The following is a 26504-nucleotide window of genomic DNA, read 5'->3' as shown; positions in this document are numbered from 1 at the left end:
CAATGGGTTCCTAGACAGCTCCCACCACACCGGAGGTCTTCGTCATGTTCAAGACCTACCGAGTGTCAACAACGCTCGTGATCAATACACCTAGGCCGTCGGGCGGCGGTCGGTATCGCGTTGATCGAGGCGGCGGGCCGTGCCAGCATGTCGGTGCGTCAGATGTCACTCTCGGTGCGATGGAGAGGAACCGCCTCCGCGATGCAACCCGTTCCCGCCGACCCCACCGTGCTCCACCCGATGCCGGAGCATCCGCGCGTGGTCCTGCTGGGGCCACTGGTGAAGTCGCCGCTGATCGAGGTCGGCGACTTCACCTACTACGACGACCCGGACGACCCGACCGCCTTCGAGACGCGCAACGTCCTCTACCACTACGGCCCCGAGCGGCTCGTCATCGGGAAGTACTGCGCCCTGGGCACGGGCACCCGGTTCATCATGAACGGCGCCAACCACCGCATGGACGGACCGTCCACCTTCCCGTTCCCCACCATGGGGGGCTCGTGGGCGGAGCACTTCGACCTGCTCACCGACCTGCCCGTGCGGGGCGACACGGTCGTCGGCAACGACGTGTGGTTCGGCCACGGCGCCACGGTCATGCCCGGTGTGCGCATCGGTCACGGCGCGATCATCGCCGCCGGCGCCGTGGTCACCGCGGACGTCCCCGACTACGCCATCGTCGGTGGCAACCCCGCCCGGCTCATCCGCACCCGCTACGACGCCGCGGACGTCGCCCGACTCCTCGCCGTGGCGTGGTGGGACTGGCCCGTGCGATCCATCACCCGGCACGTACGGGAGATCATGTCGGGGACCGTGGCCCAGCTGGAGGAGGCCGCGTCGCGGATCGACCCGGCCTGACACCACGAGGTCGCCTCAGACGACGGCGGTCCCCTCGAGCTCGACCAGTTGGCCGGGGATCGCCAGTCGCACCACCCCGAGCATCGTGGTGGGCGGCGCCACCCCGGCCGCGGCCAACCGCGCCGCCAGCTCGCCGTAGTGCTGGAACAGCAGGTCGACATCGGTCGTGTAGACGTTGAGCCGCACCAGGTGCGCGAGGGACATGTCGGCCGCGCCGAGCACCGCCTCCAGGTTGTCCGTGCTCAGGCGCAACTGCGCCGCCATGTCCCCGTCGTGCAGGGGCTCGCCGTCGCCGCTCATCGCGGTCTGTCCCGAGACGTACAGGGTCCGTGAGTGCCCGGACACGACCTCGCCCTGGTTGAACCCCGACTGCACCGACCACGTGCTCGGGTTGACCGCCGTGCGCTCCACCGCCACACCAACTCCATCCGTTCGTCGCGGGGACGTACGTCGACCCGCTCGGCAGACGTCGGTTTCGACGTCGTGTGGACGAGCCTCGTCGCGAATCACGACACCTTCGGTCAGGTATTCGCATAGCGTTCTGCCGTGCGCGCCGATCGGTTGGTCTCCCTGGTCCTGCTGCTGCGCCAGCGCGGCCGGTTGACCGCCGACACCCTGGCCCGCGAGCTGGAGGTGTCCACGCGCACCGTGCTGCGTGACATCGAGGCGCTCTCCGCGGCCGGCGTCCCCGTCTACGCCGAACGGGGCCGGCACGGCGGTTTCGCGCTCCTGCCCGGTTTCCGGACGGAGCTCACCGGACTGAACCGCGACGAGGCGCTCGCCCTGCTGGCCGCCGGATCGGGGCGCGGCGAGGGGGCGTTCGGCCTCGGCCCGGCGCTCGCCTCGGCCCTGCGGAAGGTCGTCGACGCGCTGCCCGAAGGGCACCGGGCCACCGTGAGCGACGCGGCCGGGCGGTTCCTCGTCGATCCGGAGACCGACCTGCTCCCGCGCCGCTCGACCGCGGAAGAGGTGTCCGACGCCGCGATGATCGAGGTCCGTCGTGCGGTGCTCGCCGGAAACAAGCTGCGCATCCGCTACGCGCCCACGGACGGGACGCCACGGTGGCGCACGGTGGACCCGATCGGCCTGGTGACCGTGCGCGACCGCGGCTATCTGCTGGCGACGAGATCGGGCGAGGACCGTACCTACCGACTGTCGCGCGTGCTGGCCGCCGAGGAGCTCGCCGAGGCGGCCGAGCGGCCGAACCGGGTCGATCTGGACCGGATCTGGCGCGACCGCTGCGCGCGGTTCCTCGGCGGCGACCACATCACCGTCCTGGTACGGGTGACACCGGAGCGCCGGGACGACCTGGTGGACACCGCGGTGGCCGTGCGCGCGGAGGAACCCGACGCGGACGGTCGGCTGCGGCTGGACCTGACGTTCCAGGATGCGCGACATGCCGAATGGGCGCTGTGGCAGCTCGGCCCGGACGCGGAGGCCCTGTCACCGCGGTCGGTGCGCACCGCCCTGCACCACCGCGCCGCCACGATGGCCGCCCGCTACGGAGCGGCTCGCCCGTGACGCCGACGAAGGCCGATCAGGCGCCGGCGGGCTCCGTCACCTCGGCCGGCTCCCGCGTCGTGGGGGACTCGTCGTCGGGGTGCGGGATGCGGTGCAGCCCGCGGCGGTCGTAGATTCGGGTGACCGCGAAGCCGAAGAGCAGGGCGGCGACGAGCGCGACGCCCATCGAGGTCCACGCCCGGGTCAGACCGGCGTCGGCCTGGGCCCCGTAGTAGAGCAGGGAGCGCAGGCCCTCGGTGATCTGGCGCAGCGGCTCGAACTCGGCGAGGGCGCGGAAGAAGCCGGGCAGCGCTTGCAGCGGCACGGTGGCGCCGGAGGAAGGAACGGCCATCGCGACGAAGACGATGGTGGCCAGCAGCATGCCCGGGGTGCCGAAGGCGGCGAAGAGGGCCAGGCTGCCCAGGCCGACGACCGCGATGGTGGCGACCGAGTAGAGCCACAGCAGTCCGAGGTGGGAGGCGTCCATGTCGAGGATGCCGACCGTCGCGACCTCGACCAAGGTGCCCATGACCACGGACATGCCGAGCATCAGGGCCATGCCGATGGCCAGGGTGCGCACGCGACTGGTGTGCTGCACGGGTTCGCGCTTGCGGATGGGGCCGTAGTCGGTGTGCAGGTATCCGAGCGCGGTGTCGACCTGGGAGTTGACCAGGTTGGCGCCGAGCATGCCGCAGACGACCAGGACCAGCGCGTAGTAGAAGGCGCTCAGACCCATGGCGCTGCGCGACCCGAGGGGGTGGCCGTCGGCGACCGCCACGGTCACCGGGTCGGCCAGCCGCAGCTGGGCGGCCGTGGGGAGCGGGGTCTTCTGGGCCCCGGCCTGCTTGAGGAGCTCCTGGCCGATCGAGGCGGAGGCGGCGTGGGCTGCCTTCTGGGCTGCCTGGGAGGACATCGAGGAGCCGATGCTGCCGGCCGCCTGGTTGGTCAGCACGGTCATGGTCGGCGGGGCGGCCTTGCCCGGGGCCGCGGGCTGGGGGGAGCCGAGCGCGGCCACCGTCGCGGAGAAGTCCTCGGGTATGACGAGGGCGCCGTAGACCTTGCCGCTGCCCAGCCGCTTGTCGGCCTCCGCACGGCTGACGACCTGCCAGTCGATGCTCCGGTCGCCCTCGGCGGTCTTGCGGATCCCCGCGACGACCTGCTCGCCCAGGGCGAGGTGCCGGCCGCCCGCGTCGGCGCCGCGGTCCCCGTTGACCAGGGCCACGGGCAGATCGCGCAGGTTGCCCCTGGGGTTGACGTTGCCGCCGACGTAGAGCAGGGCGAACATCATGGAGACCACTGCGGCGATGAGGCCCGTACCGATCCACAACCGGGGTCGGCGGAGCACGGAGGGGGGATTGGGCTGAGGCATCGATTCTCCGGTGCGGCTGCGTTCCTGAGGCTGGATACTGAAGGTATCCAGATGGTGGATAGTGGCAGTATCTTGTTGCGGTGTCCAATCGCCGACGGCGCGAGCCGGACCGCGTGACCAGCAGGGAAGCCGCATGAAGATCTCCGAGCTCAGCCGGCGGACCGGCGTACCGGTCGCCAGCATCAAGTACTTCCTGCGCCAGGGCCTGTTGCCGGCGGGCCGGGCCACCTCCGCGACGATCTCCGAGTACGGGGACGAGCACGCGCAGCGGCTGCGGCTGATCAAGGCGCTGACCACGCTCGGCGGCCTGTCCATCGCCGCGACCCGGGACGTGCTCGGGGCCGTGGACCAGGCCGAGACCTCCGAGGGCGCCCTCGGGGCGGTCAGCTACGCCCTCCCGGTGCCCGTGGCCGCCCAGGGCGGCGCGGGGTCGGCGGAGGACGACGGCGCCACCCCCGCCGCCGCCGCGGAGGTGGCCGAGCTGCTCACGTCCCTGGACTGGCAGGCCCCCGACACGTCGCCGCACGTGCAGGGGCTGACGACCGCCCTGCGGGAGCTGCGGCGGCTGGACGCGCAGTACGGCCCGGGCGAGCTCGCGGCCTACGCACGGCTGGCCGAGGAGGTGGCCCGACTGGACCTGGAACGCGCGGCGGTCCTGGAGGACCCGGTGGCCCTGGCCGAGCGGGCGGTGATCGTCTTCGCGATCTGCGCCCCGGTCTTCGAGCTGCTGCGCCGACTCGCCCAGGAGGACCAGGTCCGCCGGCGCCTGACGGCCGACGGCGCCGGCCCGACCGCGCCGCGCCCGTAAGTCCGCGGGACGGGCCCCGCAGCGGCCCCGAACCGGCCCGGAATCCGAAAACGAGTCCCCTTCGTCACGCTGCGGATGGGTTTAGCCGCATTGCCGTTTCCCCGCCGTGACCCGCCGATAAGGTGTCGCCTGCACCCATCCGTCGGTGCCGGGCGGTCCGCGGCACGGCGGGCACCCGCCGCGCCATCCCACCGAGGAACGCCGGTTGTCAGGACGCGGGCCCACGGGCCGAGCAGGACGGACCGCACCCACCTGGGCGCGCACGCGCTACTGGTTCGACACCATGGTGGCCCGCGGCACGGCGGTGCTGATCGGCTGGCTCGTCCTGATGTGCACGGCCGTCGTCGTACCGGCCAGCACGGCCCTGGTGTGGGCGGACGACCACGCCCCGACCACCCCCTCCGGCCGGGCCCTGGCCGTGTGGGTGAGCGTCGGCCAGACCCTCAAGCTCGGCGGCGCCGTCGGTAGTCCCCTGTACGTGCTGCTCTCGGTGGTGCTCGCCCTCGTCGCGCTGCTCTTCGTCTCCACCCTCGTCAGCCTCATCACCACCGGCCTCAACGACAAGGTCCTCGCGCTGCGGCGGGGCCGCTCCACCGTCCTGGAATCCGGGCACACGGTCCTGCTCGGCTGGTCCGACCAGGTCTTCCCGATCGTCTCCGAGCTGATCGCGGCCAACGCCAACCAGCGCCGGGCGGCCCTCGCCGTCCTCGGCCCCAAGGACAAGGCGCAGATGGAGGACGAGATCACCGACGCCGTCGGACGGCTGGGCCGGACCCGGCTGATCTGCCGCAGCGGGACGACCACCGACCCCGCCCTCGTGTCCCTCGTCGCACCCGGGACGGCCCGCGCCGTGCTGGTCCTGACCCACGAAGGAGAGGAGGGCGACGCCCACGTGGTGAAGACCCTGCTCGCGTTGGAAGCCGCGGTCCGCGGACTCGGCGCACCCGCCCGGCCCGGCGTGGTCGCGGCCGTCCGCGACGGGCGGCACAAGCGGGCCGCCGAGCTGGCCGCCGGACCGTTCGGGCACGTGCTGAACATCGAGGACATCACCGCCCGGCTGATCGCGAGGACCTCCTGCGAGCCCGGGCTCTCGCTCGTCTACCGGGCCCTGCTCGACTTCGACGGGGACGAGATCTACACCGTGCCGGCCGGCCCCCTCGCCGGCAGCACCTTCGGCGACCTCCTCTTCGCGTACGCCGACTCCAGCGTGATCGGTCTCCTGCGCGCCGACGGCCGGGTGGAGCTCAACCCGCCCTCCACGAGCGTCCTCGGCGTGCGGGACCGGATCGTGGTGATCACCGAGGACGACGACACGGCCGTCCCGACGGACCGGCCCCTGCCCGTCGACGACCGGGCGGTCGTCACGGCCCCGCCCTCGCGGCCCTCCCCGGAACGCTTCCTGATGCTCGGCTGGAACCCCCGCGCCCCCCGCATCATCGAGCAGCTCGACGCGTGCGTCCCCGACGGCTCCGTGCTGGTGGTGATGGCGGAGGGCGAGGAGCACCTGAAGGACGCGGACCGCTGCGCCCGGACGCCCGGGCGGCGGATGCCGGTCACCGTCCTCGACGGCGACGTGAGCGACCCGGACGTACTGGCGGCGCTCGACCCACTGGGCTTCGACCGGGCCGTGGTCCTGGGGTACGACGGCCCGGAGGCGGGCGGCCTGCCCCTCGGCGGCGATGACCGGACCCTGGTCACGCTGCTGCACCTGCGGGCCCTGGAGGAGGCGGCGGGCCGGGAACTGGCCGTGGTGACCGAGATGGCCGACGACCGCAACCGCCTGCTGGCCCCCGCCCGCGAGGGCGCCGACTTCATCGTCGGCAGCCGCCTGATCAGCCTGCTGATGACGCAGATCGCGCAGGACGGGAGCCTCGCCGCGGTCTTCGACAGCCTGCTCGCGTCCACCGGCGACACCCTCCACCTGAGGCCCGCCGCCGACTACGTCGTCACCGGACGCCCCGTCTGCTACGCCACCGTGGTGGAGGCGGGGCGCCGCCGCGGGCACTGCGTCATCGGGTACCGGCTCCAGCCGGAGGGCCCGGGCGGCCCGGACGGCTCCGCACACGGCGTGCGCATCAACCCCGACAAGCGGGAGGAGGTGTGCTTCGGGCCGCAGGACTGCGTGCTCGTCCTCGCTCCCGGACCGGCCTCCCGCGGCCCCGTCGCGCCCGCCCCCGCCCCGGCGGCCGGTACGACGCCCTCGCCCCGCCTGCCGTTCCGCACCTCGTGACGGGCGCCCGGACCGGTCAGCCGAGCCGCAGGAGCGGGGTGTCCGTGGCGAGGAGGGCCCGCAGGGCGGGGACGTCCGACCAGGTCAGGCCCAGGGCGCGGGCCGCGTAGCGGAGGGTGATGTGCTCGGCTCCGTCGGCCGCCGCGCGCAGCGTCCGCACGGCCCCCTCCCGGTCGAGGAGGGCGGTCCCCCCGACGGGCGGCTCCCGCCGCGGCGTTCGGGCGCGTTCGCTCGCCAGCCCGGGAATGCCGGTGAGCCGGTGCGAGACGTCGGCGGCGGCCAGGGTCGCCGGGAGCTCCTCGACGAGGGCCCGGGCCACGGGGTTGTGGCCGACGGCCTCCTGGAGCGGCACGGGGTAGAGCCGCGGGGAGGCGTCCGTGAGCGCGATGACGTGGTTGACGGTGCGCACGGCGCCGCGGGCGCCGTGCAGGGCGGCGGCCCACAGCGCGGACGCCTCGGAGGGGTGCCAGGCCAGTGCGCGGGCGGCCGCCGCCGTCGCGTCCCGGTCGGGGACGAGGGGCCGGCTCGCGGCGAGGCGTTCGAGGAGGATCCGTTCGTCGATCTCCCCGTCGAGGCCGGGCCCCGCGACGTGCACGGTGGTGGGGAGCCCCGTGAGGTGGCAGGCGGCGAGGGTGAGGGCGTCACCGAACGGGCTGCACAGGCCGGGCTCGTCGCCGTGGGTCAGGACGTCGCCGCCGATGTCGACGACGTGGATCCGGCCGCCCGCCCCTGCGGCCATGGAGGCGATCTGCCGGGCCAGGGCGGCGAGTCCCCGGCCGGGGTCGAGGAGCAGCAGCCGGGCGGGCAGGTCCCGGGCGAGGGCGGGCATGGTCGACCCGGCCGGCGGACGGGTCCGGCTGGCCGGGGTGAAGGCCGCGAAACCGTCGCCCCGGCCGCCCCCGGCTTCGTGCACGAGCCCGTCGAAGTCCGCCGCGCCGAGCGGGCCGGAGGTCGGGTCCACCTCGGGGCGCTCCCACGCGTAGGTGGCGATCAGCGGCGGGCCGGCAGGTCCGGGCGGTCCGGCCGGGTCCGCCGCGAGGGCGCGGGCGGCGACGAGGGTCCCGACGGGATCCCCTCCGCCGCCCGCCGCGACGTACAGACCGCTCACGCGACCCCCTCGCGCTCGCGCAGGTCGATCCCGGTGATCCGGACCGGCGTCGCCCCCATGTTCTTCTGCGCGCGCCGGTTGGCCGCGTGCAGCCGCTCGTAGTACTCGCGGTCGAGGTCCTTCACGGACCCGGAGTAGAACATCCAGGACAGCACGTCGCGGTACTTGAAGCCCTTGGGGGTCAGCTGGACGCGCCGGCCGAGGCGGTGGATCAGTCCGTTGGATTCGGCGGCTTCCAGCACGGGCTCGAACTCGCCGGCGTGCTCCTGGTAGCCGAAGCGGTCGAGCTCGCCGAGGTCGAGGTCGAAGGTGTCGAGGACGAGGCGCTTGCGGACGATCTCCTCGGCGGTCAGCTCGAAGCCGGTGACGGGGGCGAGTGCGTGGTTCTTGGCCTTCGTGATGTAGCCGGCGACCTCGGCAGCCGACGGCTTCACGCTGCCGCACATGTAGTCGAGCACGCTGGTGTAGGAGCGGGCGCCGACGCCGAGGCCGAGCAGGGGCACGCCGTGGAAGGTGAGCACCTTCTGCGCGTAGCCGCCGCGACCGGGCTTCTTGTAGCGGACGGAGCCCTCCTGGACGTAGCCGTGGTCGAGGAAGACCTGGCGCGCGTAGTCGTAGCGCTCGTACAGCTCGGGCTGCCACATGTACTGGTAGGCGCCCGTCCTGGAGAACCAGGCGTCCGGCCGCACCGTGAGGAAGTAGGTGCTGATGGTGGTGGGTTGGAGCGCGGCCAGCTCGTCCACGCTCTGGCGCCAGGTTTCGGGGGTCTGCCCCGCGAAGCCCATGATCAGGTCCGTGGACAGGTCCGGTAGGCCCAGGTCCTGGGCCGTGCGGACGGCGCGGCGGATGACGTCCTCGTCCTCGCCGCCGCGGCCGGCCTCGCGGATCTCGCGCGGGACGAGGGACTGGATGCCGACGTTGGCGCGGGTGAGGCCCATGTCGATGAGGGCCTTGAACTCCTCGGGAGCGTCGGCGATCGACGACGGGGTGGCCTCCACGGCGATCTCCTCCGCCGTGGAGCGCCAGTTGGGGTAGATCTCGCCGATGGTGGCGAATATCTGCTCGAAGTGGCGGGGTCGCAACAGGGCGGGGGCGCGGCCCACGACCGCCGCCACCCCGCGCCCCATCTGTACTTCAACCTCACCTACTACCTGCCGATCGAGGACGCCTACGCCCACGGCGCGACCGCCCTGCACGTCGGCATGGGCACGATCGAGGCCAAACGCCTGCGCGGGGCCGCCGTATCCGGCCTGCACGCCCTGGTCGACCCGGCTCCCGCCGGGCCGCGGTGACCCGGCCCACGACCGCCGCCCCGCCGGCGTTCGAGGCGCGGGGTCCGGTCTCAGCCGAGGTCGTAGTCGAAGGTGTACGCGACCGACGGCTCGCCGTGCCGCGCGGTGAAGCCGCCCGCACCGCGCAGCCCGGTCAGCTCGCCGGTGCCCGAGCCCGGCACGACCTCGAAGGCGCAGTGCACGGTGCCGTCGGCGTCGAACGAGCCGCGCTCCTCGACGGCGAAGCCGCCCTTGCGGCCGTCGAGACTGCCCCGCAGGACCTCCATCCCGGCGAACGTACCGGTCGTCGCGCTCACATACGCGATCGTGTAGTCACAGGTGGTGTCCGCGGCCTCGATGCCGCCGGTGAAGGTGTTGACGACGCTGGCGCGGGCGAGCGTGGGGTGCGCGCCTCCCGCACCGAGCGGCTGCTCCTCCCAATCGGCGGCGGTGAACTGGCCGGTGGTCCGTACGGGCATGGTCGTCCTCTGGTCCGGCCGCGCGGTCTGCCCCGCGCGGTAGGTGAACAGCCTGGCCGCCATACCTGACACCTCTTGTCAGGTACGGCGGGACAATGGGCCCCATGCGCGCCGACCGGCTTCTGTCCCTGCTCCTGCTGCTCCAGAACCGCGGCCTGATGACGGCCCCCGAACTGGCCGCCGCACTGGAGGTGTCCGTCCGCACCGTCTACCGCGACGTCGAGGCGCTCGCCGCCTCGGGCGTCCCGGTCCTGGCCGAACGCGGACCGGCCGGCGGGTTCCGCCTGTTGGACGGCTACCGCACCCGGCTCACGGGGCTCACCGACGCCGAGGCCGGGTCGCTGTTCCTCGTTGGAGCCCCGGGCCCGGCGAACGACCTGGGCCTGGGCGCCGAGTTGGCGACCGCCCAGCTCAAACTCCACGCCGCGCTCCCCGCCGCCCTGGCCGACCGGGCCCGGCGCGTCCAGGACCGCTTCCACCTGGACGCGCCGGCCTGGTTCCGCGACGCCGACCCGGTGCCCCACCTGGCGGCCCTCGCCCGCGCCGTGTGGGAACAGCGCGCGGTGCGCACCCACTACCGACGCTGGCGCGGTGAGGTGCACCGGGACCTGCACCCCCTGGGCCTCGTCCTCAAAGCGGGCATCTGGTACGTGGTGGCGCTGGGGGAGGGCTCCGTACGGACCTACCGGGTCGCGCGGTTCCTGGCGGTGGAGGAGCTGACGGAAACCTTCGACCGACCGACCGGCTTCGCCCTGGCGTCCTACTGGGAGCACGCGTCCCGACGGATGGAGGCCGCGCTGCGGCACGACACCGCCCGGCTACGGATCTCGCCGGACGCCGCGCGGCTGCTGCCCATGCGGCTCGGTGCGGCCGGCCGGCGCGCCGTCGAAGGGGCCGGGCCGCCCGACCGGGAGGGCTGGGTGGAGGTACTGCTGTCCGTGGAGACCACCGCCGTGGCGGTCGGCGACCTGCTCGGGCTCGGTCCGGAGGCGGAGGTCCTCGACCCGCCGGAGCTGCGCGACGCCGTCGCCCGCGCCGCACGCGCCCTGGCGCAGCGCTACGCGCCACCCCCCGAGTGACCCTGGGCGAAGGGGCCGGCGACTATGGTGGAGCACTGATCGTGGGCTGCGGAGGGGGATCCGTGGGGAAGTACCGGGTACCGCATCCGCTGCGCGCGATCCTGGCCGGCCTGCCGGATCTGCGCTGGCTGCGCGGGCGGCTGCCGGACGGTCCCAACCGCCCGCAACCGTCCGGCCGGTCCCGTTCGCGCGAGCGGGAGAAGAGGGTCCGGGCGGAGTGGGAGGCGCTGCGCGAGCAGCTCGCCCCTGCCGCCGCCGAGCACGTCACGCGCGTGGGCGAGCTACTGGCGGACCCCCGCACGGAGTTCACGCCGGACCCCGGACAGAGCGCGGTGCGACGGGACTACTTGGCCGCCACCGAGGCCTACCAGGCGGCCGGCAAACTGCTGGACGAGGCGGAGGACCTGCCGGACCTCGCGGCCTGCGTGGTGCTCGCGGACCGGGCGGTCGAACTCTTCGCCGCCGCCCGCGCCCGGCACCTGGGGCAACGCCCGCCCGTGCCACGGCCCCGCTGCTTCTACAACCCCCTGCACGGCGCCGCCGCCGAGCCGCCGCGCGAACGCGGTGGCCGCAAGGGGCGGCGGGTGGTCGCGCGGGAGGCCGCCGCGGCGCGCCGCCCGGCGTGCGAGCCGTGCCGGCTCGCCCTCGTCGCGGGCGAGGCCCCCGACGTACTGCCCGCCCTCTGGACCGTCCGCGACGAGCGCGACCGCCCGGTGACCCTGCTCGTGCCGTACTACGCGCTGCCCCGCCAGGCCTCGATCTGGGCGGGCACCGCCTGCGGGGCCTACGACGCCGCGGCGGCCGCCCGGGTGCTGCGCGGCGAGCACCGACGCCGTACTGTCGGACGGCCGGCCGGGTGACCTGAGGTCACCGCAAGGACGGTGGTCCCCCCGGAACCGGCCGGGACCGATCAGCGAGGCCGCGCGGACCGGTGGGCGCGACCGCATGCGCGGGGAAGTGGGAACGATGGTCGCTCTGGTGTTGGCGGGGATCCTGGTGCTCGCGGTCGGCGGGTGCGCGTGCGTGCTCTGGGCCGAGCGGGGCGGGCCCCGCTGGGCCCGCGCGGTCGCCACCGTGACGCTCGCCGCCGGCGCCGTGGTGCGGCGCTCGGCGAAGTCGCGGCGCCGCGGTGCGAACGGTTCCGGCGGCGGAGACTAGGTCGTCTCTTTCGGATCTTGTCGCCCGGCAAGATCCGAAAGAGACGGCCCAGTTGGCGGCGGGAGTTCGCGGGTTCGGGCCCGGGCCGCCCGGCGGGGCCGGTAGCCTGCGGAGGCCGGAGAAGGACCCGCAGCACCCCAGAGGTGAATGGCCGTGCGTGTCGCCCCGCGCTCCTATGGAGAACTGCCCGCGTCCGTACGGCACGCCATCGCCGACCGGGTCGGAGCGGGCGGTTCCGCTGCCGACATGGTCAACGGGAGCAGCGCGGGCTTCGCTGCCCTGCTGTCCGTCCCCGGTCGCGGGCACGTCTTCGTCAAGGGGCTGCCCGAGGGCCACGAGCGGTCGGCGGAGCTGGACGTGGAGAGCAGGGTCGCGCCCTACCTGCCCGCCTTCGCGCCGCGTCTGCTGTGGCGGATCTCGGTGAGCGGCTGGACGGTCCTGGGGTTCGCGGGCATCACGAGCACGTCGCCCTGGGCCGACTTCGACGCCGAGGCCGGCCCGCAGTTGGAGGCCGTCACCGCGGTCCTGCGGGAGTTGAGCACGACGGCCGCGCCGCCCGGGGCCGACTTGCCGGCGGCGTGGGAGCGGTGGAAGGAGTACTGCGACCCGGCCGACGAACCGCTCCTGATCGGCGACGGGCTCGTGCACGGGGACCCGGCGGCGACCAACTTCCTGCCCGGGGCCGACCGGACGTGGCTGATCGACTGGGCGTGGGCGGCCCGGGGCCCCGGGTGGGTGGACGCGGTCCTGTGGGGTCAACGGCTGGTCCTGGACGGCCGGCAGACTCCCGAGCAGGCCGCGACCTGGTGCGCGCGGGTCCCCGCCTTCGCCCGGGCGCCCCGCGAGGCCGTCGCGGTCCTGGCCGAAGCGGACGCCCGGTCCTGGGAAGCCTGGCAGGAGTACGGAACGACCGACCTGGAGCGCACGGTGGCCGCGGCCCGCGCCTGGGCCGACTACTGGCAGACGCCCTAGCCGTATTGCCCCGGGGTACCGGGGAGCGGGGCGCCGGCCGCTTCGGGCTGCGGCGCGGTGCCCGCGTCCCCGCACAGGCTGGCGAGCAGGCGCAGCCCGTCCGCGGTCGGGGTGCCGGGGGCCGCGGACATCACCAGCAGTTCCGTGCCGGTCGCGTCCGGCAGCGCGAAGTTCTCCTGGTGCAGCTCCAACAGGCCGACCAGCGGGTGCCGGTACGCCTTGCGCCCGTGCGTGCGGGCGCGCACGTCCGCGCGGGCCCAGAGGTGACGGAAGCGCTCGCTGCCCATCGCCAGCTCGCCGATGAGCGAGGTCAGGCGGGGGTCCTCGGGGTAGGTGCCGGCCGCCAGCCGCAGGTGCCCGACCACGTCGAGCGTGCAGTCGTCCCACTCGGCGTAGAGGCCGCGCTCGGCCTCCTCCAGGAACACGTGCCGGGCGATGTTCAGGCCCGGCATCGGCCGGCCGAAGAGGAGACGGGCGAGACGGTTCCCGGCGAGCGCGTCCAGCCGGTGGTTCATGATCAGCGCGGGTGCGTCGGTGACCAGGTCCAGGACGCGGAGCAGCTCCGGCCGCAGCCGGCCGCTCGGCGTCTTCGGTCGCCGGCGGGGCTGCCGGGCGAGCCGGTCGAGGTGTCCGCGTTCGGTCTCGTCCAGACCCAGGACCCGGGCGAGCGCGTCGAGGACCTGATCCGAAGGCTGCGTCGCGCGGCCCTGTTCCAGGCGCACGTAGTAGTCGACGCTGACTCCCGACAGGTGCGCGACCTCCTCGCGGCGCAGCCCGGCGACCCGGCGGCGGCTGTCGACGGGGATGCCGACGGCGGCCGGGGCGACGCGGGAGCGCCGGGTGCGCAGGAAACCTGCAAGATCGTCCATGCCCCCCAGTATGGCTCCGCCCCGGCAGGGGAGGGTGGCCCTGCCAATACCAGGAAGTCCCGTCCGACGGAAGGCGCGCCCCTGAACGCCGGGCGCCGCGGCGGCCAGGATCGAGGGCATCCGAACCGTTCCCGAGGAGCTCCCGTGAAGACCTTGATCGTCCACGCCCACCCCGAGCGGCACTCGCTCAACAGCTCGCTGAAGGACCTGGCGGTGTCCACGTTGGAAGCCGAGGGGCACGAGGTACGGGTGAGCGACCTGTACGCGATGAACTGGAAGGCGGTCGTGGACGCCGAGGACTACGGCCCCCACGCCTCGACTCCGCTGAAGGTCGCCCTGGACTCGGGCCGGGCGTTCGAGGCCGGGACGCTCACCCCGGACGTCCTGGCCGAGCAGGAGAAGCTGCTGTGGGCGGACACGATCGTCTTCCAGTTCCCACTGTGGTGGTACTCGATGCCCGCGATCCTCAAGGGATGGGTGGACCGGGTGTTCACCTACCGCTTCGCGTACGGGGTCGGGGAGCACAGCGCCACCCAGTACGGCGAGCGCTTCGGCGAAGGCACCCTCGCGGGCAAGCGGGCCCTGCTGTCCGTGACCACGGGCGGGCCGCGGTCGCACTACGCGGCCCGCGGGATCAACGGCCCCATCGACGACCTGCTGTTCCCGATCCAGCACGGCATCCTCTACTACCCGGGCATCGAGGTGTTGCCGCCGTTCGTGCTGTACGGCACCGACCGGATGACCGCCGAGGAGTACCCGGACGTGGCCAAGGCCTGGGAGGAGCGCCTGCGCACCCTGGAGTCGACCGAGCCGATCGCGTTCCGGCGGCAGAACTTCGGTGACTACGAGATTCCCTCGCTGCACCTGAAGGAGGGGCTGGAGCCCACCGGCCGTACCGGCTTCGGGCTGCACGTGCGCGGCTGATACGAGGGCGCCCCCTCCACGGCGTGGAGGGGGCGCCCGTCATCGTCGCGGTACGGATCAGTTGACGTTGACTCCGGACCAGGCGGCGGCCACGGCCTTGTACTCGGCGGAGGTCGTGCCGTACAGGTCTCCCGCGGCATTGAGCGTGGCGGTGCGGGCGCCCTTGTAGTCGGTGGTGGACGTCATGTGCACGGTGAGTGCGCGGTACCAGATCTTGAGGGCCTTGTCCCGACCGATGCCGGTGAGCGCGACGCCGTTGGAGGTGGGGCTGTTGTAGGAGACGCCGTTGATGGTCTTGGCGCCGCTGCCCTCGGAGAGCAGGTAGAAGAAGTGGTTGCCGACGCCCGAGGAGTAGTGGACGTCGAGGTTGCCGACGCCGGCGGACCAGGAGTCCGCGGAGCCGCCGTCCTTGGAGGGCTTGTCCATGTAGCGCAGCGGCGTCCCGTTGCCGTTGAGGTTGATCAGCTCGCCGATGAGGTAGTCGCCCTTGTCGGAGGCGAGGTTGGCGTAGAACTCCACGCCGGTGCCGAAGATGTCGGAGGTGGCCTCGTTCAGGCCGCCCGACTCGCCGGAGTAGTTCAGGCCGGCGGTGTTGGAGGTGACGCCGTGGCTCATCTCGTGGCCGGAGACGTCCAGTTCGGTGAGCGGGTGGGTGTTGCTCGCGCCGTCGCCGTAGGTCATGCAGAAGCAGTCGTCGTCCCAGAAGGCGTTGACGTAGTTGCGGCCGTAGTGGACCCGGCTGAAGGCGCCGACCCCGTCGTTGCGTATGCCGCTGCGGCCGAAGGTGTTCTTGTAGAAGTCCCAGGTGGCCGCGGCGCCGTACTGGGCGTCGACCGCCGCGGACTGGCCGTTGGACACGGTCCCGGTGCCCCACGCGTTGTCGGCGTCGGTGTAGAGGGTGCCGTTGCCCGAGGTCTTGTTGGCGAGGTTGGTGGTGTACTGGCCGCCGCGCGTGGCGTCCTTCAACTGGTACGTGGAGCCGCTCAGGTTGGTGGTGAGCGGCACCGATCCGACGAAGACGCCCTTACCGCTGCCGGTGGCGTTGGAGGTCTGGATGCTCTCGTGGGTGGAGAGCACCGCGCCGCTCTCCCCGTCGGTGACGACGCGCTGCCGGCTCGGGGTGCCGTCGGCGCGCACGCCTTCGACGACGGTCTCGTACGCCAGGCGCGGGGTGCCGCTGGTGGCCCAGACCACCAGGCGCGGGGTGCCGGCGCGGCCGACCGAGGCGAGGGCGGGCTCGTCGGCGTCCTTGGTGATGCCGACGGTGGCCTGCACGGCTCCGGAGGCCTTCGTGGCGGCCTGGTCCGCAGAGAGCTTCGGCGAGAGCGAAGCGGGGGCGATCGGAGCCTGGACCGCCTTGTCGGCCGACTTCACGGCCCCCTTGGCGTCCTGGTGGACCACGAGGTCGCCGCCGAGCACGGGCATCCCGTTGTAGGTGCGCTCGTACCGGACGTGGCGACTGCCGTCCGCGTCGGTGACGACGTCCTTCGCGACGAGCTTCTCCGTGCTGCCGAGGCCCAGCGTGCGGGCCGCGGCGGGCGCCTCGGCCGTGGCCCGGGCGAGGTCGGCGGCGCGCTGCTGTGCGGGGCCGGAAGCGGGAGCGGGGGTGGGAGCGGCCTGTGCCGCTCCGGAGCTGACCTGGATGGCACCGGCGAGCAGGGCCGAGGCGGAGAGTACGGCTCCGACAGTGAGCTTTCGCTTCACGTGATCTTCCTTCCGATCCAACCGCGTGTGCGCGGTCGCACCTCGTTCCGGGGCACTTGGGTGAGTGCTCGCAGGGGGCGGAACGGGTGCTGCGGCTCCGCACGGGAAGCCGTGCCCGTCGGGGTGGGGATCGACTGGGCGCGCCGTACGAAGCTGTCGGAAGCATGACAATCGACCTGGTCGCATGCACAGAGGGCCGGGAGGATTGGCGCACGCCCGCCAGAATTGACGGACCATCAAGAAGTGAGACCCCGTCAGCCGAGATGCGCATTTCGGCCGAACGGGACCTCGGGAGCGTGGTTACTGCAAGTATTTCGGGGTGCGATTCGGCGGATCGACGCCGAATCCGACAAACCCGGCACGGTTACGGGTGCATTACCGCGGTGTGTCCAGCCGTGGGGTGCGGGATGAACGTGGCGGATAAGTGCCACCCCGCTCAGTGGTGGCGCTGCCCGGCGGGTGGGCCGGAGGCGGGGGAGCGGCGGTCAGCTGTTCAGGGCCGACCAGAGCCACTGGCCGCCGACCCGCACGTACAGGCGCTTGTTGACGGAGTCGACGGCCATCGTGCCGTCCAGGGGCGGGCGGGTGAAGGAGGCGTCGGTGACCGGCCCCGGGACCAGCCGCAGTGGCGGGTTCGGGGCGTTCTTGACCGGGACCGTGCCGGTCGCCTGGGCGCCGCTGCTGCCGTAGCTGTTCTCCACGCGGAAGTCGCCGGTGGAGGACTGCTCGTAGTAGATGTGCGTGCCGGTCGGCGCGGTGCCGTAGAGCCCGACGACGTTGCGCAGCACCGCCGTCGAGCCGGGTCCGGAGTAGAGCGCCACGCCCGCGTTGACGGTGGCCTTGCCCGCTTTGTTGGCGATGACCACGTTCTCCAGGGCGCTGGCACTCGCCGCCCAGGCGATGATGTTGCGCGCGGTGGCGGGGGTCCCCGCCGCGAAGTCGCCCGCGTAGCAGTAGATGTTCGTCGCGTAGACGTGCGTGCAACCGGCGTCCGTCTTGAGGTGCGGTCCGCCCTGCATCCGGGAGGTCTCGAACTTGCAGTCCGTGACGTAGACGCCGTTGGGGTTGTTGGCGGTGACGGCGCCCTGGCCGATCCACAGGGCGCCGGTGCCGAAGGCCTCCAGCCGGCAGCCGATGAAGTGGATCTGGTTGATGTTGTCCAGGCTGTACCCCCAGGTGTCCGCGGTGGCGGAGGAGGCGTTGCGCAGCCAGATGTTGGGTTGGGTGGTGCTTCCGGCGGTGCCGGTGCTGTCCTCGATGACGAGGTTGTAGAAGCGGGAGTCCCAGAATTCGACGGCGTCGATGCACATGTCGTTGTTGGAGGACATGAAGACGTCGCGGAAGAAGGAGTTGTTGTTGTAGTAGAGCTCCAGCAGCAGGCCGGTCTTGCGGTTGCCGTTGAAGCCGAGGCCCTCCACCGCGCAGTAGCGGCGGTGGGTGGAGCCCGTGGAGCCGGAGGTGCCGGTCCCGGACATCCGCAGCAGGATGCCGTCGCCGCCCTTGATCAGGGTGGCTGCCTTGGCACCGGCGCCTTCGAGGCGGATGCCGTCGCCCTTGACGGCGAGGGCCGGCAGCCCGGAGACCGGCTTGACCAGGTACTTCCCCACGGGGAAGTAGACGGTGCCGCCGCCCGCGGCGGCCGCCGCGTCGAGGGCCCGCTGAATGGCCGGCGCGTCGTCGGCCACGCCGTCGCCGACCGCGCCGTGGGCCTTCACGTCGAACCAGTCGGGCGTCCCCGCGGCGGTCGGCGCCGCGGCGGCGCTCGTGCCGGTCGCCAACACGGCCGCGCCGCCGGCCAGTCCGGCCACGGCCCCGGTGAGCAGCGCTCTGCGGTGGGTCCTCGGTTGTGCGGTCATGGTCTCCCCCTCGGTGGTGCGGATCATCGGCCATGATCATGTCAGCCGGTACCGACAACCTCGGGGCAGCGGGCGGCGCTGCCCACGGCCTCGCCGCCCCGCCGACCGACGACCGGAGCGCCGCCGGATCCTCGATCGGCCACGGGGTGGGCCGACCAGATCACCGACGGCGCGAGGGCGCACCCGCGGGGGACTGCCCCGGTACCGGGCCAGCAGTCCCGGCCGCGAGCACCCGGGGTCAGGAACCGGCTTTGCGCTTGTTGTAGACGTCGAAGCCGACGGCCGCGAGGAGCACCAGGCCCTTGATGACCTGCTGGTAGTCGGTGCCGACGCCGACGAGCGACATGCCGTTGTTCAGCACGCCCAGGACCAGACCGCCGATGATCGCGCCGAGGACGGTGCCCACACCGCCGCTGGCGGAGGCGCCGCCGATGAAGGCGGCGGCGATGGCCTCCAGTTCGAAGTTGATGCCGGCCTGCGGCGTGCCGGCGTTGAGCCGCGCCGCGAAGACCAGTCCGGCGAGCGCCGCGAGGACGCCCATGTTGGTGAAGGCGAGGAAGACGACGCGCTTGCTCCGCACCCCGGACAGCTTGGCCGCGGCCTCGTTCCCGCCGATCGCGTAGGTGTGGCGGCCGATGATCGAGTTGCGCATCAGGTAACCGAAGCCGACCAGCAGGACGCCGAGGATCAACAGGACGATCGGCACGCCGTGGTAGCTGGCCAGCAGCAGGGTGAACACGAGCACGGCCGCGGTGATCACCGCGAGCTTGGTCAGGAACAGCCCGAGCGGGAGCACTTCCAGCCCGTACGAGGCCGTCTGGCGCCGCCCGCGCAGCTCCTGGAGGACGGCGACGACCAGCACCGCGAGGCCCAGCAGCAGGGTGAGGTTGTGGTAGTCGGTGTGCGGGCCGACCTCCGGGAGGAAGCCGCTGCTGATCTTCTGGAAGCCCTTGGGGAAGGGGGCGACCGACTGGCCCTGCAGGAGGATCTGGGTGCCGCCCCGGAAGAGCAGCATGCCCGCCAGGGTGACGATGAAGGACGGGATCCCGAGGTAGGCGATCCAGAAGCCCTGCCAGGCCCCGGCGAGCGCCCCGATCACCAGCGCCGCGAGCACGGCCACCGGCCAGGGCATGTGGTGCTTGACCATCATCACGGCGGCCGCCGCCCCGACGAAGGCGGCGAGCGATCCGACGGAGAGGTCGATGTGCCCGGCGATGATGACGATCATCATGCCGATCGCCAGGATGAGGATGTAGCCGTTCTGCTGGATCAGGTTGGTGATGTTGAGCGGCTGGAGCAGGATGCCGTCCGTCCAGATCTGGAACAGGAGGACGATCAGGGCCAGCGCGACCAACATGCCGTACTGGCGTACGTTGCCGCGCAGCGCGCCGGCCAGGGCGGAACCGACGGAGCGGCTCGAGCCGGCCTTCGGTGTCTTCTGTGCCTTCGGCTTCGGGGAAGAGTCCGGGATGATCTCGGTCGGGGCCATGCCTCACACCTGCTCGTTGCTGGATGCGGTGCTCATGGTCATGAGCCGCATGAGGTTTTCCTGGGTCGCGTCGGCGCGGGCGACTTCGCCGGTGATCCGGCCTTCGGCCATGGTGTAGATCCGGTCGCACAGGCCCAGGAGTTCGGGGAGTTCGGACGAGATGACGAGCACGGCCTTGCCCTGGGCGGCCAACTCGGCGATGACGGTGTAGATCTCCGCCTTGGCACCGATGTCGATGCCCCGGGTGGGCTCGTCGAGGATCAGTACCTCCGGCTCGGCGAAGATCCACTTGCTGAGGACGACCTTCTGCTGGTTGCCGCCGCTGAGCGTGCCGGTCCGGGTGAACACCGTCGGGGCCTTGATGTTCATGGTCCGCCGGAAGGATTCTGCGACCCTGCTCTCCTCGTGCCGGTCGACCCGGCCGAACCGCGCGATCCTGCCGAGCGCGCTGAGCGAGATGTTCCGGCTGATGTCGTCGATGAGGTTCAGTCCGAGGTGCTTGCGGTCCTCCGTGACGTAGGCGATGCCGTGCCCGATCGCCTCCGGCACCGTCCGGGTGCGGATCTCCCGGCCGTGCAGCCGCACCCGCCCGCCACTCCACCGCCCGTACGAGCGCCCGAAGACGCTCATCGCCAGTTCCGTGCGGCCGGCGCCCATCAGTCCGGCGATGCCGACGATCTCGCCGCGCCGCACGTGCAGCGTGGCCCGGTCCACCACGGTGCGCTGCTGGTCGATCGGGTGCCGAACGGTCCAGTCCTCGACCTCGAAGGCGGTCTCACCGATGTCGGGGGTGCGCTCGGGGTAGCGGTGCTCCAGGTCGCGGCCGACCATGCCGCGGATGATCCGGTCCTCGGAGATGCCCTCCGGACCGATGGCGAGGGTCTCGATGGTGCGCCCGTCGCGCAGGATGGTCACGGAGTCCGCGACCCGGGCGATCTCGTTCAGCTTGTGCGAGATGATGATGCAGGAGATGCCCTGCGCCTTGAGTTCGAGGATCAGGTCGAGCAGCTTGCGGCTGTCCTCGTCGTTCAGCGCGGCGGTCGGCTCGTCCAGGATGAGCAGTTTGACCTCCTTGGCCAGCGCCTTGGCGATCTCGACCAGCTGCTGCTTGCCGACGCCGAGGTCGGCGACCCGGGTGTGCGGGCTCTCCTCCAGGCCCACCTGGCGCAGCAGTTGGGCGGCGTGGTTGAGCGTGCGGCGCCAGCTGATGATGCCCCGGCTGGCGTGCTCGTGGCCCAGGAAGATGTTCTCGGCGATCGACAGGTACGGCACCAGGGCCAGTTCCTGGTGGATGATGACGATGCCGCGCTGCTCGCTGGCCCGGATGTCCTTGAACCGGCAGGGCTCGCCCTCGAAGAGGACCTCGCCCTCGTAGCCGCCGTGCGGGTGGACCCCGCTGAGGACCTTCATCAAGGTGGACTTGCCGGCGCCGTTCTCACCGCAGATGGCGTGCACCTCACCGGCGGCGACGGCCAGGTTGACCTCGGAGAGCGCCTTGACGCCGGGGAACGACTTGCTGATCGACCGCATTTCGAGAAGGGGTCCGGCCATGGGTGTGCGTCCGTATCGTTCGGGGCGGTGCGGGGCCCGTCTACCGGGCCCCACGGGCTACTTGAGCTGGTCCGCGGTGTACTGGCCGCTGTCGACCAGGACCTTCTGGTAGTTGTCCTTGTCGACGCTGACCGGCTGGAGCAGCTGGGCCGGAACGATCTTCACGCCGTTGTTGTACTGGGTGGTGTCGTTGACCTCGGGCTTGCCTCCGGTCAACAGGGCGTCGCCCATCTGGACGGATGCCTTGGCGAGTTGCCGGGTGTCCTTGTATACCGTCTGCGTCTGCTCGCCCGCGATGATCGACTTCACGGAGGCCAACTCGCCGTCCTGGCCGGTGACGACGGGCAGTGCCTTGGCGCCGCCGTAGCCGACGCCCTTGAGCGAGGAGAGGATCCCGATCGAGATGCCGTCGTACGGCGACAGCACGGCGTCGACGTGGGCGCTGGTGTAGGCCTTGCTCAGCAGGTTGTCCATCCGGGACTGGGCGACACCGCCGTCCCAGCGCAGCGTGGCGACCTGGTTGAAGTCGGTCTGCCCGCTCTGCACCACCAGCTTCTTCTGGTCGATGTACGGCTTGAGGACGCTCATCGCGCCGTTGTAGAAGAAGGTGGCGTTGTTGTCGTCCGGTGAGCCGGCGAACAGCTCGATGTTGAACGGCCCCTTGCCGTCCTTGAGGCCGAGCTTGTCGGCGATGTAGGTGCCCTGGAGGACCCCGACCTTGTAGTTGTCGAAGGTCGCGTAGTAGTCGACGTTCGGGGTGCCCCGGATCAGTCGGTCGTAGGAGATGACCGGGATGTGCGCGTCGGCGGCCTTCTGCAGCACGTTGGTGAGGGAGGAACCGTCGATCGCGGCGATCACCAGCAGCTTGGCGCCCTTGGTGATCATGTTCTCCACCTGGGAGACCTGGTTCTCGACCACGTTGTCGCCGTACTGCAGGTCGGTCTTGTAGCCCTTGGCCTGGAACTCCTTGACCATGTTGGTGCCGTCGTTGATCCAGCGTTCCGACGACTTGGTGGGCATCGCGATGCCCACGAGCCCACCCTTGGCGTCGCCCTTGGCCGTACCGCCGCCGGCGCCGTCGGTGCCGTTGGCGCTCTGGCCGCAGGCCGCCAGCGAGAGCGTCAGCCCCACCGCGACGAGTCCAGCTGAAAGCTTCCGCACAAGATCCTCCAGTGATGATGTTCCGCGACCGGCATGGAGCGACCCTGGTCGGGCGACCGGGAGCGGTCGGGCGGGGCCGGCCGGAGCGGTTCCCGGTGCCGTGGAACGGTGGTCTGCGGTAGCTCTGGCCTGGCGTGAAATGAAGTGTTAACGCTCACATCGGAGGCGTCAAGGGGCGTCGGGGGCTTCCGTGAATCTGATGTGCGCCGTGTGCGCGGCGGGACGGTGATCTCGGCGAACGCGAGCACGGATGAGTGCGTGCGCGTGCATACGAGTGCCTGCGCGTGCATACGAGTACGTGCGATACGTGCGGTCAGGTGCGAGTTCCGTGCGTGGCCGTATGAAGGGAGCCCGCCGGTTGGACCGAGGGTCGCGTACCGGACCAGAAACGGATCGGGGCCGGGCCGGCACCGGATCGGGGCCGGACCGGCACCGGACCGGTCCGGCCCCGCCCCGGTCGCGTACTGTGGTCCGCAGTCGAGGAGGGAACTGCGAGTGGCAACCGATAACGCCGGGACGCAATCGCGCCTGCCCGTGATGGCGGACGTGGCGAAACTGGCGGGGGTGTCCCACCAGACGGTGTCCAGGGTGCTCAATGGCGCCCCGCACGTCCGGCCCGACACCAGGGAACGCGTGCTGGCAGCCATCCGGGAGCTCGACTACCGGCCCAACTCCGCCGCCCGGGCCCTGGTCACCCGACGCTCGCAGGCCCTCGGGGTGGTCAGCTTCGACTCGACCCTGTACGGCCCCGCGTCGATGCTCGAAGGCATCGAGCGGGCCGCGCGCAGCGCCGGGTACGCCGTCAGCGTGACGAGCCTGCGCTCCCTTGACGGCCGTTCGGTCCAGGAGGCCGTCGACCGGCTGCGCGACCAAGGAGTGGAGGGCGTCGTCGTGATCGCGCCCCAGACCTCCGCCGTCAGCGCGGTGGCCCGGCTCTCCAGCTCCGTGCCGCTCGTCGCGGTCGGTTCGGGTAACCAGAGCCAGGTGCCGATGGTGTCGGTGGGCAACCGCTACGGCGCGGGGGAGGCGACCAGGCACCTGCTCGACCTGGGCCACCACACGGTGCACCACCTCGCCGGGCCGGCCAACTGGCTGGAGAGCCAGGACCGGGAAGAGGGGTGGCGGCTGACCCTGCGTGCGGCCGGAGCCCCAGAACCGGCGGTGGAGCGCGGAGACTGGAGCGCTCGCTCGGGCTACCAGGCGGGGCTGCGGATCGCCGAACTGCCCGACGTCACCGCGGTCTTCTGCGCGAGCGACCAGATGGCCCTCGGCCTGCTGCGCGCGCTGCACGAGGCGGGCCGGTCGGTCCCGGACGAGATCAGTGTGGTCGGCTTCGACGACATTCCGGAAGCCGGCTACTTCATCCCGCCGCTGACCACCGTGCGGCAGGACTTCGGTGAACTCGGCCGAAGGGCGCTGGAGCTGCTCGTCGGGGAGCTGGCGGGCGGCACGCCCTCGCCGACCCATGTGCAGATCTCCCCGGAGATGGTGTTGCGACGCAGCGCGGGCCCGGCCGTCCGGCGCTGACCCGGTGGCCGCCCTCCTGGGGCTTCCTTGACAAGCGCATTTGTTAACGCTCACAATTTGCGTGAACGTTAAACAACACCGCGCTTTTCGCCCCTGCGGCGGGCGACGACGCAGACCTCCCGTACGAAGGATGAGGAAGTGACCGCGATTCCTGCCGCCCCCGCCCCGGACCGGCACGTCGTCGGCGTCGACCCGCTGGGCGCCGCCGTGCACGACTGCCCGCATGCCGTCATCGACAGCGAACGGCCCGCCCCCGGGCCGGTGTTGCGGCCCGATGGGGCGCTGCGGCACCCGGCGGACCGGCGCGAGGCGGCGCGTACCGCCGTCCCGGCCGCGTTCGCGTACGGCACCCCGCTGGCGGCGACGGCCGCCTGGCTGCCCCGGGCGGACCGGATCAGCGGCTGATGGCCGACGGCTACGGCTACGGCTACGGCTACGGCTACGGCTACGGCGGCGAGGGCGGCGCGGTCCCCGCGCCGGAGCCGCTGCCCCACCTGCCCTTCGCCCGTGTTGCCTGGAAGCCGCACCCCGACCTGAAGACATCCGCCGAGGCCCGGCTGACCGCCGGCGCGCCGCACCACGGCGTCGAACTCCTGGAGATCGACGAGGAGACCACGATGCGCCGCTTCATCGAGGACCGGCGCTGCAACCGTGCCCACCGCCGGCTGGCCCAAGGGCTGTGACCCCCGCCGCGCCCCGCCCCGACGACGCCCGCCAGGACGGCGGGCGTCGCCCTTTTCCGCACCATGTCGAACGGAGCAGTTCCGTGTCCAGAGACGCACTCGCCTCCCCCGGCCGACTGACGCTCAGTCAAGAGGACTTCGTAGGACTTCCGGACGGGCGGTCGGTCACCCGATGGACGTTCGGCTCGTGGGACAACGTGATGGTGGAGGTGCTCAGCCTGGGCGCCCGCCTCCAGGCCGTGAACGCGCCCGACCGGTCCGGGCGGCGGGCCAATGTCCTCCTCGGTAGCGACAGCGTGGCGGACATGCTCGGCGAGGCGTCCTTCTTCGGTGCGACCGTCGGCCGCTATGCCAACCGGATCGCCCACGGCGCGCTGCGCCTGGACGGCGTCACGCACCGGCTGGCGACCCAGGCCGGCGGCCACACCTTGCACGGCGGACCGGACGGCTTCGCCACCCGCCTCTGGGACGGTGTCCCGGTTCGGGCGGACGGCCGGATCGGTGTCCGCTTGCGCACCCGCAGCCGCGCCGGGGACCAGGGGTTCCCGGGCAACCTCACCGCCGAGGTGACGTACCTGCTCGATTCCTACGGGGAGCTCTCGATCGCCTACCGGGCCACCACGGACGCTCCGACGGTCGTCAACCTCACCAACCACGCCTACCTCAACCTGGCCGGTGAGGGCAGCGGAACGGTGCTCGACCACCTGCTCCGGGTCGAGGCCGCCGGGTACCTGCCCGTCGACGAGGACCTGATACCGCTCGGCCCGACCGAGCCCGTCGCCGGCACCCCCTTCGACCTCCGACGTGCCCGGAGGATCGGCACCTCCATCGCCGAGGATCAGGGGCAGCTCCACCGGGCGGGCCGTGGTTTCGACCACACCTGGGTGCTCGACGGCACCGGCTACCGGCGGGCCGCGATCCTGAGCCACCCGGCCAGCGGTCGTCGCGTCGAGTGCCTGACCACGGAGCCGGGGATCCAGGTCTACACCGGCAACCACTTCGACGGCTCGTTGCGGGGCCGCTCCGGTCGCCCGTACCCCGCCTACGCGGGCATCGCCCTGGAGACCCAGCACTTCCCGGACTCGCCCAACCGGCCCCGGTACCCCTCCACCGTCCTGCGGCCGGGGGAGCGGTACCGGTCGAGGACGGCGTACCGCTTCTCCACGGAGTAGGGCGAGCAACGCGCGGGGCGGCCGGCCTGGTCGGCCCACCGCCCCCGTCGCGCTCAGGACACGAGGAAGCCCCGCACGTCCCGGGCGATGAGGGGCCGATCCGCCGGCGGGCACCGAGCGCGTGGGCCGGGTGCACCGGGGCCGGCCAGGCAGCCAGGGCTCGGGGACAACCGGTACGGGGTGGCGCCGCGCGGCCAGTTCGAGTGCCGGGCCCCCGCGTTCCCCCCGGGCACGTGCGGCTGGCGGGCGTGCGGGATGCGCACCTGGCGGCCGGCCTCGAAGGCGCCGCGGTAGAAGGGGGCGAGGGTGGCGTGGTGCACGGACCGGACTCGGCTACTTGCTGTGCATCGAGTCGACCACCGCGATGTCGGCGTCCGGCACGATCCCGGCGACCAGCGCACCCGTCCGCGCGAACTCGACGCCGAGGCGTGCGAGTTCGGCGAGCCCGGGCACGGCGGGGCTCGGGGTGTCGAGGACGGCCGCAGCCGGGCCAGGTCGAACCGGACGCTCTCGGGCTCCGCGGTGGACTTCCCGGACGATCCGGCCACCGCCGCGCTCGACCGGCAGCACCCGCTGGGCGCCCCGGTCTTCACCGAGCAGGCCGCGGTCGAGTACTACGTGCCCAAGCGGACGTGGACCCGCATCCCGTTCGGCGACCGGGTCACCGGCCCCCCTCGATGCGCGAACGGCACGGCTTCCACACCCTGGCGCTGCGCGCCCGCCGGGATTGCGTGATCCC

The 26504-nt window shown here is 72.3% G+C and carries 26 protein-coding genes; 15 read left to right on the top strand and 11 right to left on the bottom strand.

The annotated features are described in order from the left end of the window. The first annotated feature begins 201 nt into the window (after nt 1-201). Nucleotides 202-855: a CatB-related O-acetyltransferase gene (locus ACZ4UB_RS29410; RefSeq protein ID WP_468074744.1), complete on the top strand. Its 654-nt coding sequence runs from the start codon at nt 202-204 to the stop codon at nt 853-855. 15 nt (nt 856-870) lie between these two features. Here ACZ4UB_RS29410 and ACZ4UB_RS29405 read toward each other — a convergent pair whose 3' ends face one another. Further along, nucleotides 871-1266, bottom strand: coding sequence for a RidA family protein (locus tag ACZ4UB_RS29405; RefSeq protein WP_468074754.1), 396 nt, complete (start codon nt 1264-1266; stop codon nt 871-873). A 135-nt stretch (nt 1267-1401) separates the two neighbouring features. On the opposite strand from ACZ4UB_RS29405, the gene ACZ4UB_RS29400 reads away from it, so the two are divergent. Then, nucleotides 1402-2376 carry a helix-turn-helix transcriptional regulator gene (locus ACZ4UB_RS29400; protein WP_468074742.1) on the top strand — a complete coding sequence of 325 codons (975 nt, stop codon included), beginning with the start codon at nt 1402-1404 and terminating at the stop codon, nt 2374-2376. A gap of 16 nt (nt 2377-2392) precedes the next feature. Here the strand turns inward: ACZ4UB_RS29400 and ACZ4UB_RS29395 are convergent, their stop codons facing one another. Then, nucleotides 2393-3724: a YhgE/Pip family protein gene (locus ACZ4UB_RS29395; protein WP_468074740.1), complete on the bottom strand. Its 1332-nt coding sequence runs from the start codon at nt 3722-3724 to the stop codon at nt 2393-2395. A gap of 133 nt (nt 3725-3857) precedes the next feature. Here ACZ4UB_RS29395 and ACZ4UB_RS29390 point away from each other — a divergent pair, with 133 nt between their 5' ends. Then, complete coding sequence (locus tag ACZ4UB_RS29390) at nt 3858-4532, top strand: MerR family transcriptional regulator (protein WP_468074738.1); 675 nt, start codon at nt 3858-3860, stop codon at nt 4530-4532. 205 nt (nt 4533-4737) lie between these two features. Continuing rightward, nucleotides 4738-6762: a CASTOR/POLLUX-related putative ion channel gene (locus tag ACZ4UB_RS29385; RefSeq protein ID WP_468074736.1), complete on the top strand. Its 2025-nt coding sequence runs from the start codon at nt 4738-4740 to the stop codon at nt 6760-6762. A 16-nt stretch (nt 6763-6778) separates the two neighbouring features. Here the strand turns inward: ACZ4UB_RS29385 and ACZ4UB_RS29380 are convergent, their stop codons facing one another. Together ACZ4UB_RS29380 and ACZ4UB_RS29375 are read right to left on the bottom strand one after the other, a co-directional pair. Then, entirely contained in the window at nt 6779-7870 is a 1092-nt protein-coding gene (locus tag ACZ4UB_RS29380; RefSeq protein ID WP_468074734.1) for a DUF1152 domain-containing protein, read from the bottom strand. Continuing rightward, the gene (locus ACZ4UB_RS29375) at nt 7867-8952 is read right to left on the bottom strand and encodes a radical SAM protein (protein WP_468074732.1); all 1086 of its coding nucleotides are present in this window, start codon (nt 8950-8952) and stop codon (nt 7867-7869) included. Before ACZ4UB_RS29375 ends, ACZ4UB_RS29380 begins: the two co-directional genes overlap by 4 nt. Between ACZ4UB_RS29375 and ACZ4UB_RS29370 the strand changes: the two genes are divergently transcribed. Next, nucleotides 8938-9162: a hypothetical protein gene (locus ACZ4UB_RS29370; RefSeq protein ID WP_468074730.1), complete on the top strand. Its 225-nt coding sequence runs from the start codon at nt 8938-8940 to the stop codon at nt 9160-9162. The two genes, ACZ4UB_RS29375 and ACZ4UB_RS29370, sit on opposite strands and share 15 nt — an antisense overlap. A gap of 50 nt (nt 9163-9212) precedes the next feature. On the opposite strand, the gene ACZ4UB_RS29365 is transcribed toward ACZ4UB_RS29370, so the two are convergent. Next, the gene (locus ACZ4UB_RS29365) at nt 9213-9620 is read right to left on the bottom strand and encodes a DUF3224 domain-containing protein (RefSeq protein WP_468074752.1); all 408 of its coding nucleotides are present in this window, start codon (nt 9618-9620) and stop codon (nt 9213-9215) included. Nucleotides 9621-9724: 104 nt separating this feature from the next. Here ACZ4UB_RS29365 and ACZ4UB_RS29360 point away from each other — a divergent pair, with 104 nt between their 5' ends. The 4 genes from ACZ4UB_RS29360 (at nt 9725) to ACZ4UB_RS29345 (ending at nt 12829) form a co-directional block, all read left to right on the top strand. Then, nucleotides 9725-10699: a helix-turn-helix transcriptional regulator gene (locus ACZ4UB_RS29360; protein WP_468074728.1), complete on the top strand. Its 975-nt coding sequence runs from the start codon at nt 9725-9727 to the stop codon at nt 10697-10699. A 62-nt stretch (nt 10700-10761) separates the two neighbouring features. Beyond that, nucleotides 10762-11559, top strand: a complete 798-nt coding sequence (locus tag ACZ4UB_RS29355) for a hypothetical protein (protein ID WP_468074726.1) — start codon at nt 10762-10764, stop codon at nt 11557-11559. Between the two features lie 85 nt (nt 11560-11644). Then, complete coding sequence (locus tag ACZ4UB_RS29350) at nt 11645-11857, top strand: hypothetical protein (RefSeq protein WP_468074724.1); 213 nt, start codon at nt 11645-11647, stop codon at nt 11855-11857. A gap of 153 nt (nt 11858-12010) precedes the next feature. Beyond that, on the top strand, nt 12011-12829 hold the full coding sequence (locus ACZ4UB_RS29345) for an aminoglycoside phosphotransferase (protein WP_468074722.1): 819 nt from the start codon (nt 12011-12013) through the stop codon (nt 12827-12829). Here the strand turns inward: ACZ4UB_RS29345 and ACZ4UB_RS29340 are convergent. Beyond that, nucleotides 12826-13698 (bottom strand): helix-turn-helix transcriptional regulator, encoded by an 873-nt coding sequence (locus ACZ4UB_RS29340; RefSeq protein ID WP_468074720.1) that lies wholly within the window; start codon nt 13696-13698, stop codon nt 12826-12828. The two genes, ACZ4UB_RS29345 and ACZ4UB_RS29340, sit on opposite strands and share 4 nt — an antisense overlap. A gap of 144 nt (nt 13699-13842) precedes the next feature. On the opposite strand from ACZ4UB_RS29340, the gene ACZ4UB_RS29335 reads away from it, so the two are divergent. Next, nucleotides 13843-14622 carry an NAD(P)H-dependent oxidoreductase gene (locus tag ACZ4UB_RS29335; protein ID WP_468074718.1) on the top strand — a complete coding sequence of 260 codons (780 nt, stop codon included), beginning with the start codon at nt 13843-13845 and terminating at the stop codon, nt 14620-14622. A 57-nt stretch (nt 14623-14679) separates the two neighbouring features. On the opposite strand, the gene ACZ4UB_RS29330 is transcribed toward ACZ4UB_RS29335, so the two are convergent. The 5 genes from ACZ4UB_RS29330 to chvE all read right to left on the bottom strand — a co-directional run bounded on the left by ACZ4UB_RS29330 (nt 14680) and on the right by chvE (nt 22383). Beyond that, complete coding sequence (locus tag ACZ4UB_RS29330; RefSeq protein ID WP_468074716.1) at nt 14680-16326, bottom strand: M4 family metallopeptidase; 1647 nt, start codon at nt 16324-16326, stop codon at nt 14680-14682. 485 nt (nt 16327-16811) lie between these two features. Next, entirely contained in the window at nt 16812-18209 is a 1398-nt protein-coding gene (locus ACZ4UB_RS29325) for a glycosyl hydrolase family 28-related protein (RefSeq protein WP_468074714.1), read from the bottom strand. A gap of 211 nt (nt 18210-18420) precedes the next feature. Beyond that, nucleotides 18421-19671, bottom strand: coding sequence for a multiple monosaccharide ABC transporter permease (gene mmsB, locus ACZ4UB_RS29320; protein ID WP_468074712.1), 1251 nt, complete (start codon nt 19669-19671; stop codon nt 18421-18423). Nucleotides 19672-19674: 3 nt separating this feature from the next. Further along, entirely contained in the window at nt 19675-21222 is a 1548-nt protein-coding gene (gene mmsA / locus ACZ4UB_RS29315; RefSeq protein WP_468074710.1) for a multiple monosaccharide ABC transporter ATP-binding protein, read from the bottom strand. 57 nt (nt 21223-21279) lie between these two features. Continuing rightward, nucleotides 21280-22383 carry a multiple monosaccharide ABC transporter substrate-binding protein gene (gene chvE, locus ACZ4UB_RS29310; RefSeq protein ID WP_468074708.1) on the bottom strand — a complete coding sequence of 368 codons (1104 nt, stop codon included), beginning with the start codon at nt 22381-22383 and terminating at the stop codon, nt 21280-21282. 495 nt (nt 22384-22878) lie between these two features. On the opposite strand from chvE, the gene ACZ4UB_RS29305 reads away from it, so the two are divergent. From ACZ4UB_RS29305 to ACZ4UB_RS29285, 5 genes are all read left to right on the top strand, one after another. Beyond that, the gene (locus ACZ4UB_RS29305) at nt 22879-23910 is read left to right on the top strand and encodes a LacI family DNA-binding transcriptional regulator (protein ID WP_468074707.1); all 1032 of its coding nucleotides are present in this window, start codon (nt 22879-22881) and stop codon (nt 23908-23910) included. 138 nt (nt 23911-24048) lie between these two features. Continuing rightward, nucleotides 24049-24315 (top strand): hypothetical protein, encoded by a 267-nt coding sequence (locus ACZ4UB_RS29300; protein ID WP_468074706.1) that lies wholly within the window; start codon nt 24049-24051, stop codon nt 24313-24315. Beyond that, complete coding sequence (locus ACZ4UB_RS29295; RefSeq protein WP_468074704.1) at nt 24315-24593, top strand: hypothetical protein; 279 nt, start codon at nt 24315-24317, stop codon at nt 24591-24593. Before ACZ4UB_RS29300 ends, ACZ4UB_RS29295 begins: the two co-directional genes overlap by 1 nt. An 83-nt stretch (nt 24594-24676) precedes the next feature. Then, a complete protein-coding gene (locus ACZ4UB_RS29290; RefSeq protein ID WP_468074702.1) occupies nt 24677-25765 on the top strand; it encodes an aldose epimerase family protein in 1089 nt (362 codons plus the stop codon). 342 nt (nt 25766-26107) lie between these two features. After that, nucleotides 26108-26500, top strand: coding sequence for a hypothetical protein (locus ACZ4UB_RS29285; protein ID WP_468074700.1), 393 nt, complete (start codon nt 26108-26110; stop codon nt 26498-26500). Nucleotides 26501-26504: the final 4 nt, after the last annotated feature.

It is taken from the genome of Streptomyces sp. NPDC028419, assembly GCF_055565515.1.
Note: the sequence above shows the minus strand (reverse complement) of the source record. Positions and strands in the feature narration are given on the sequence as shown.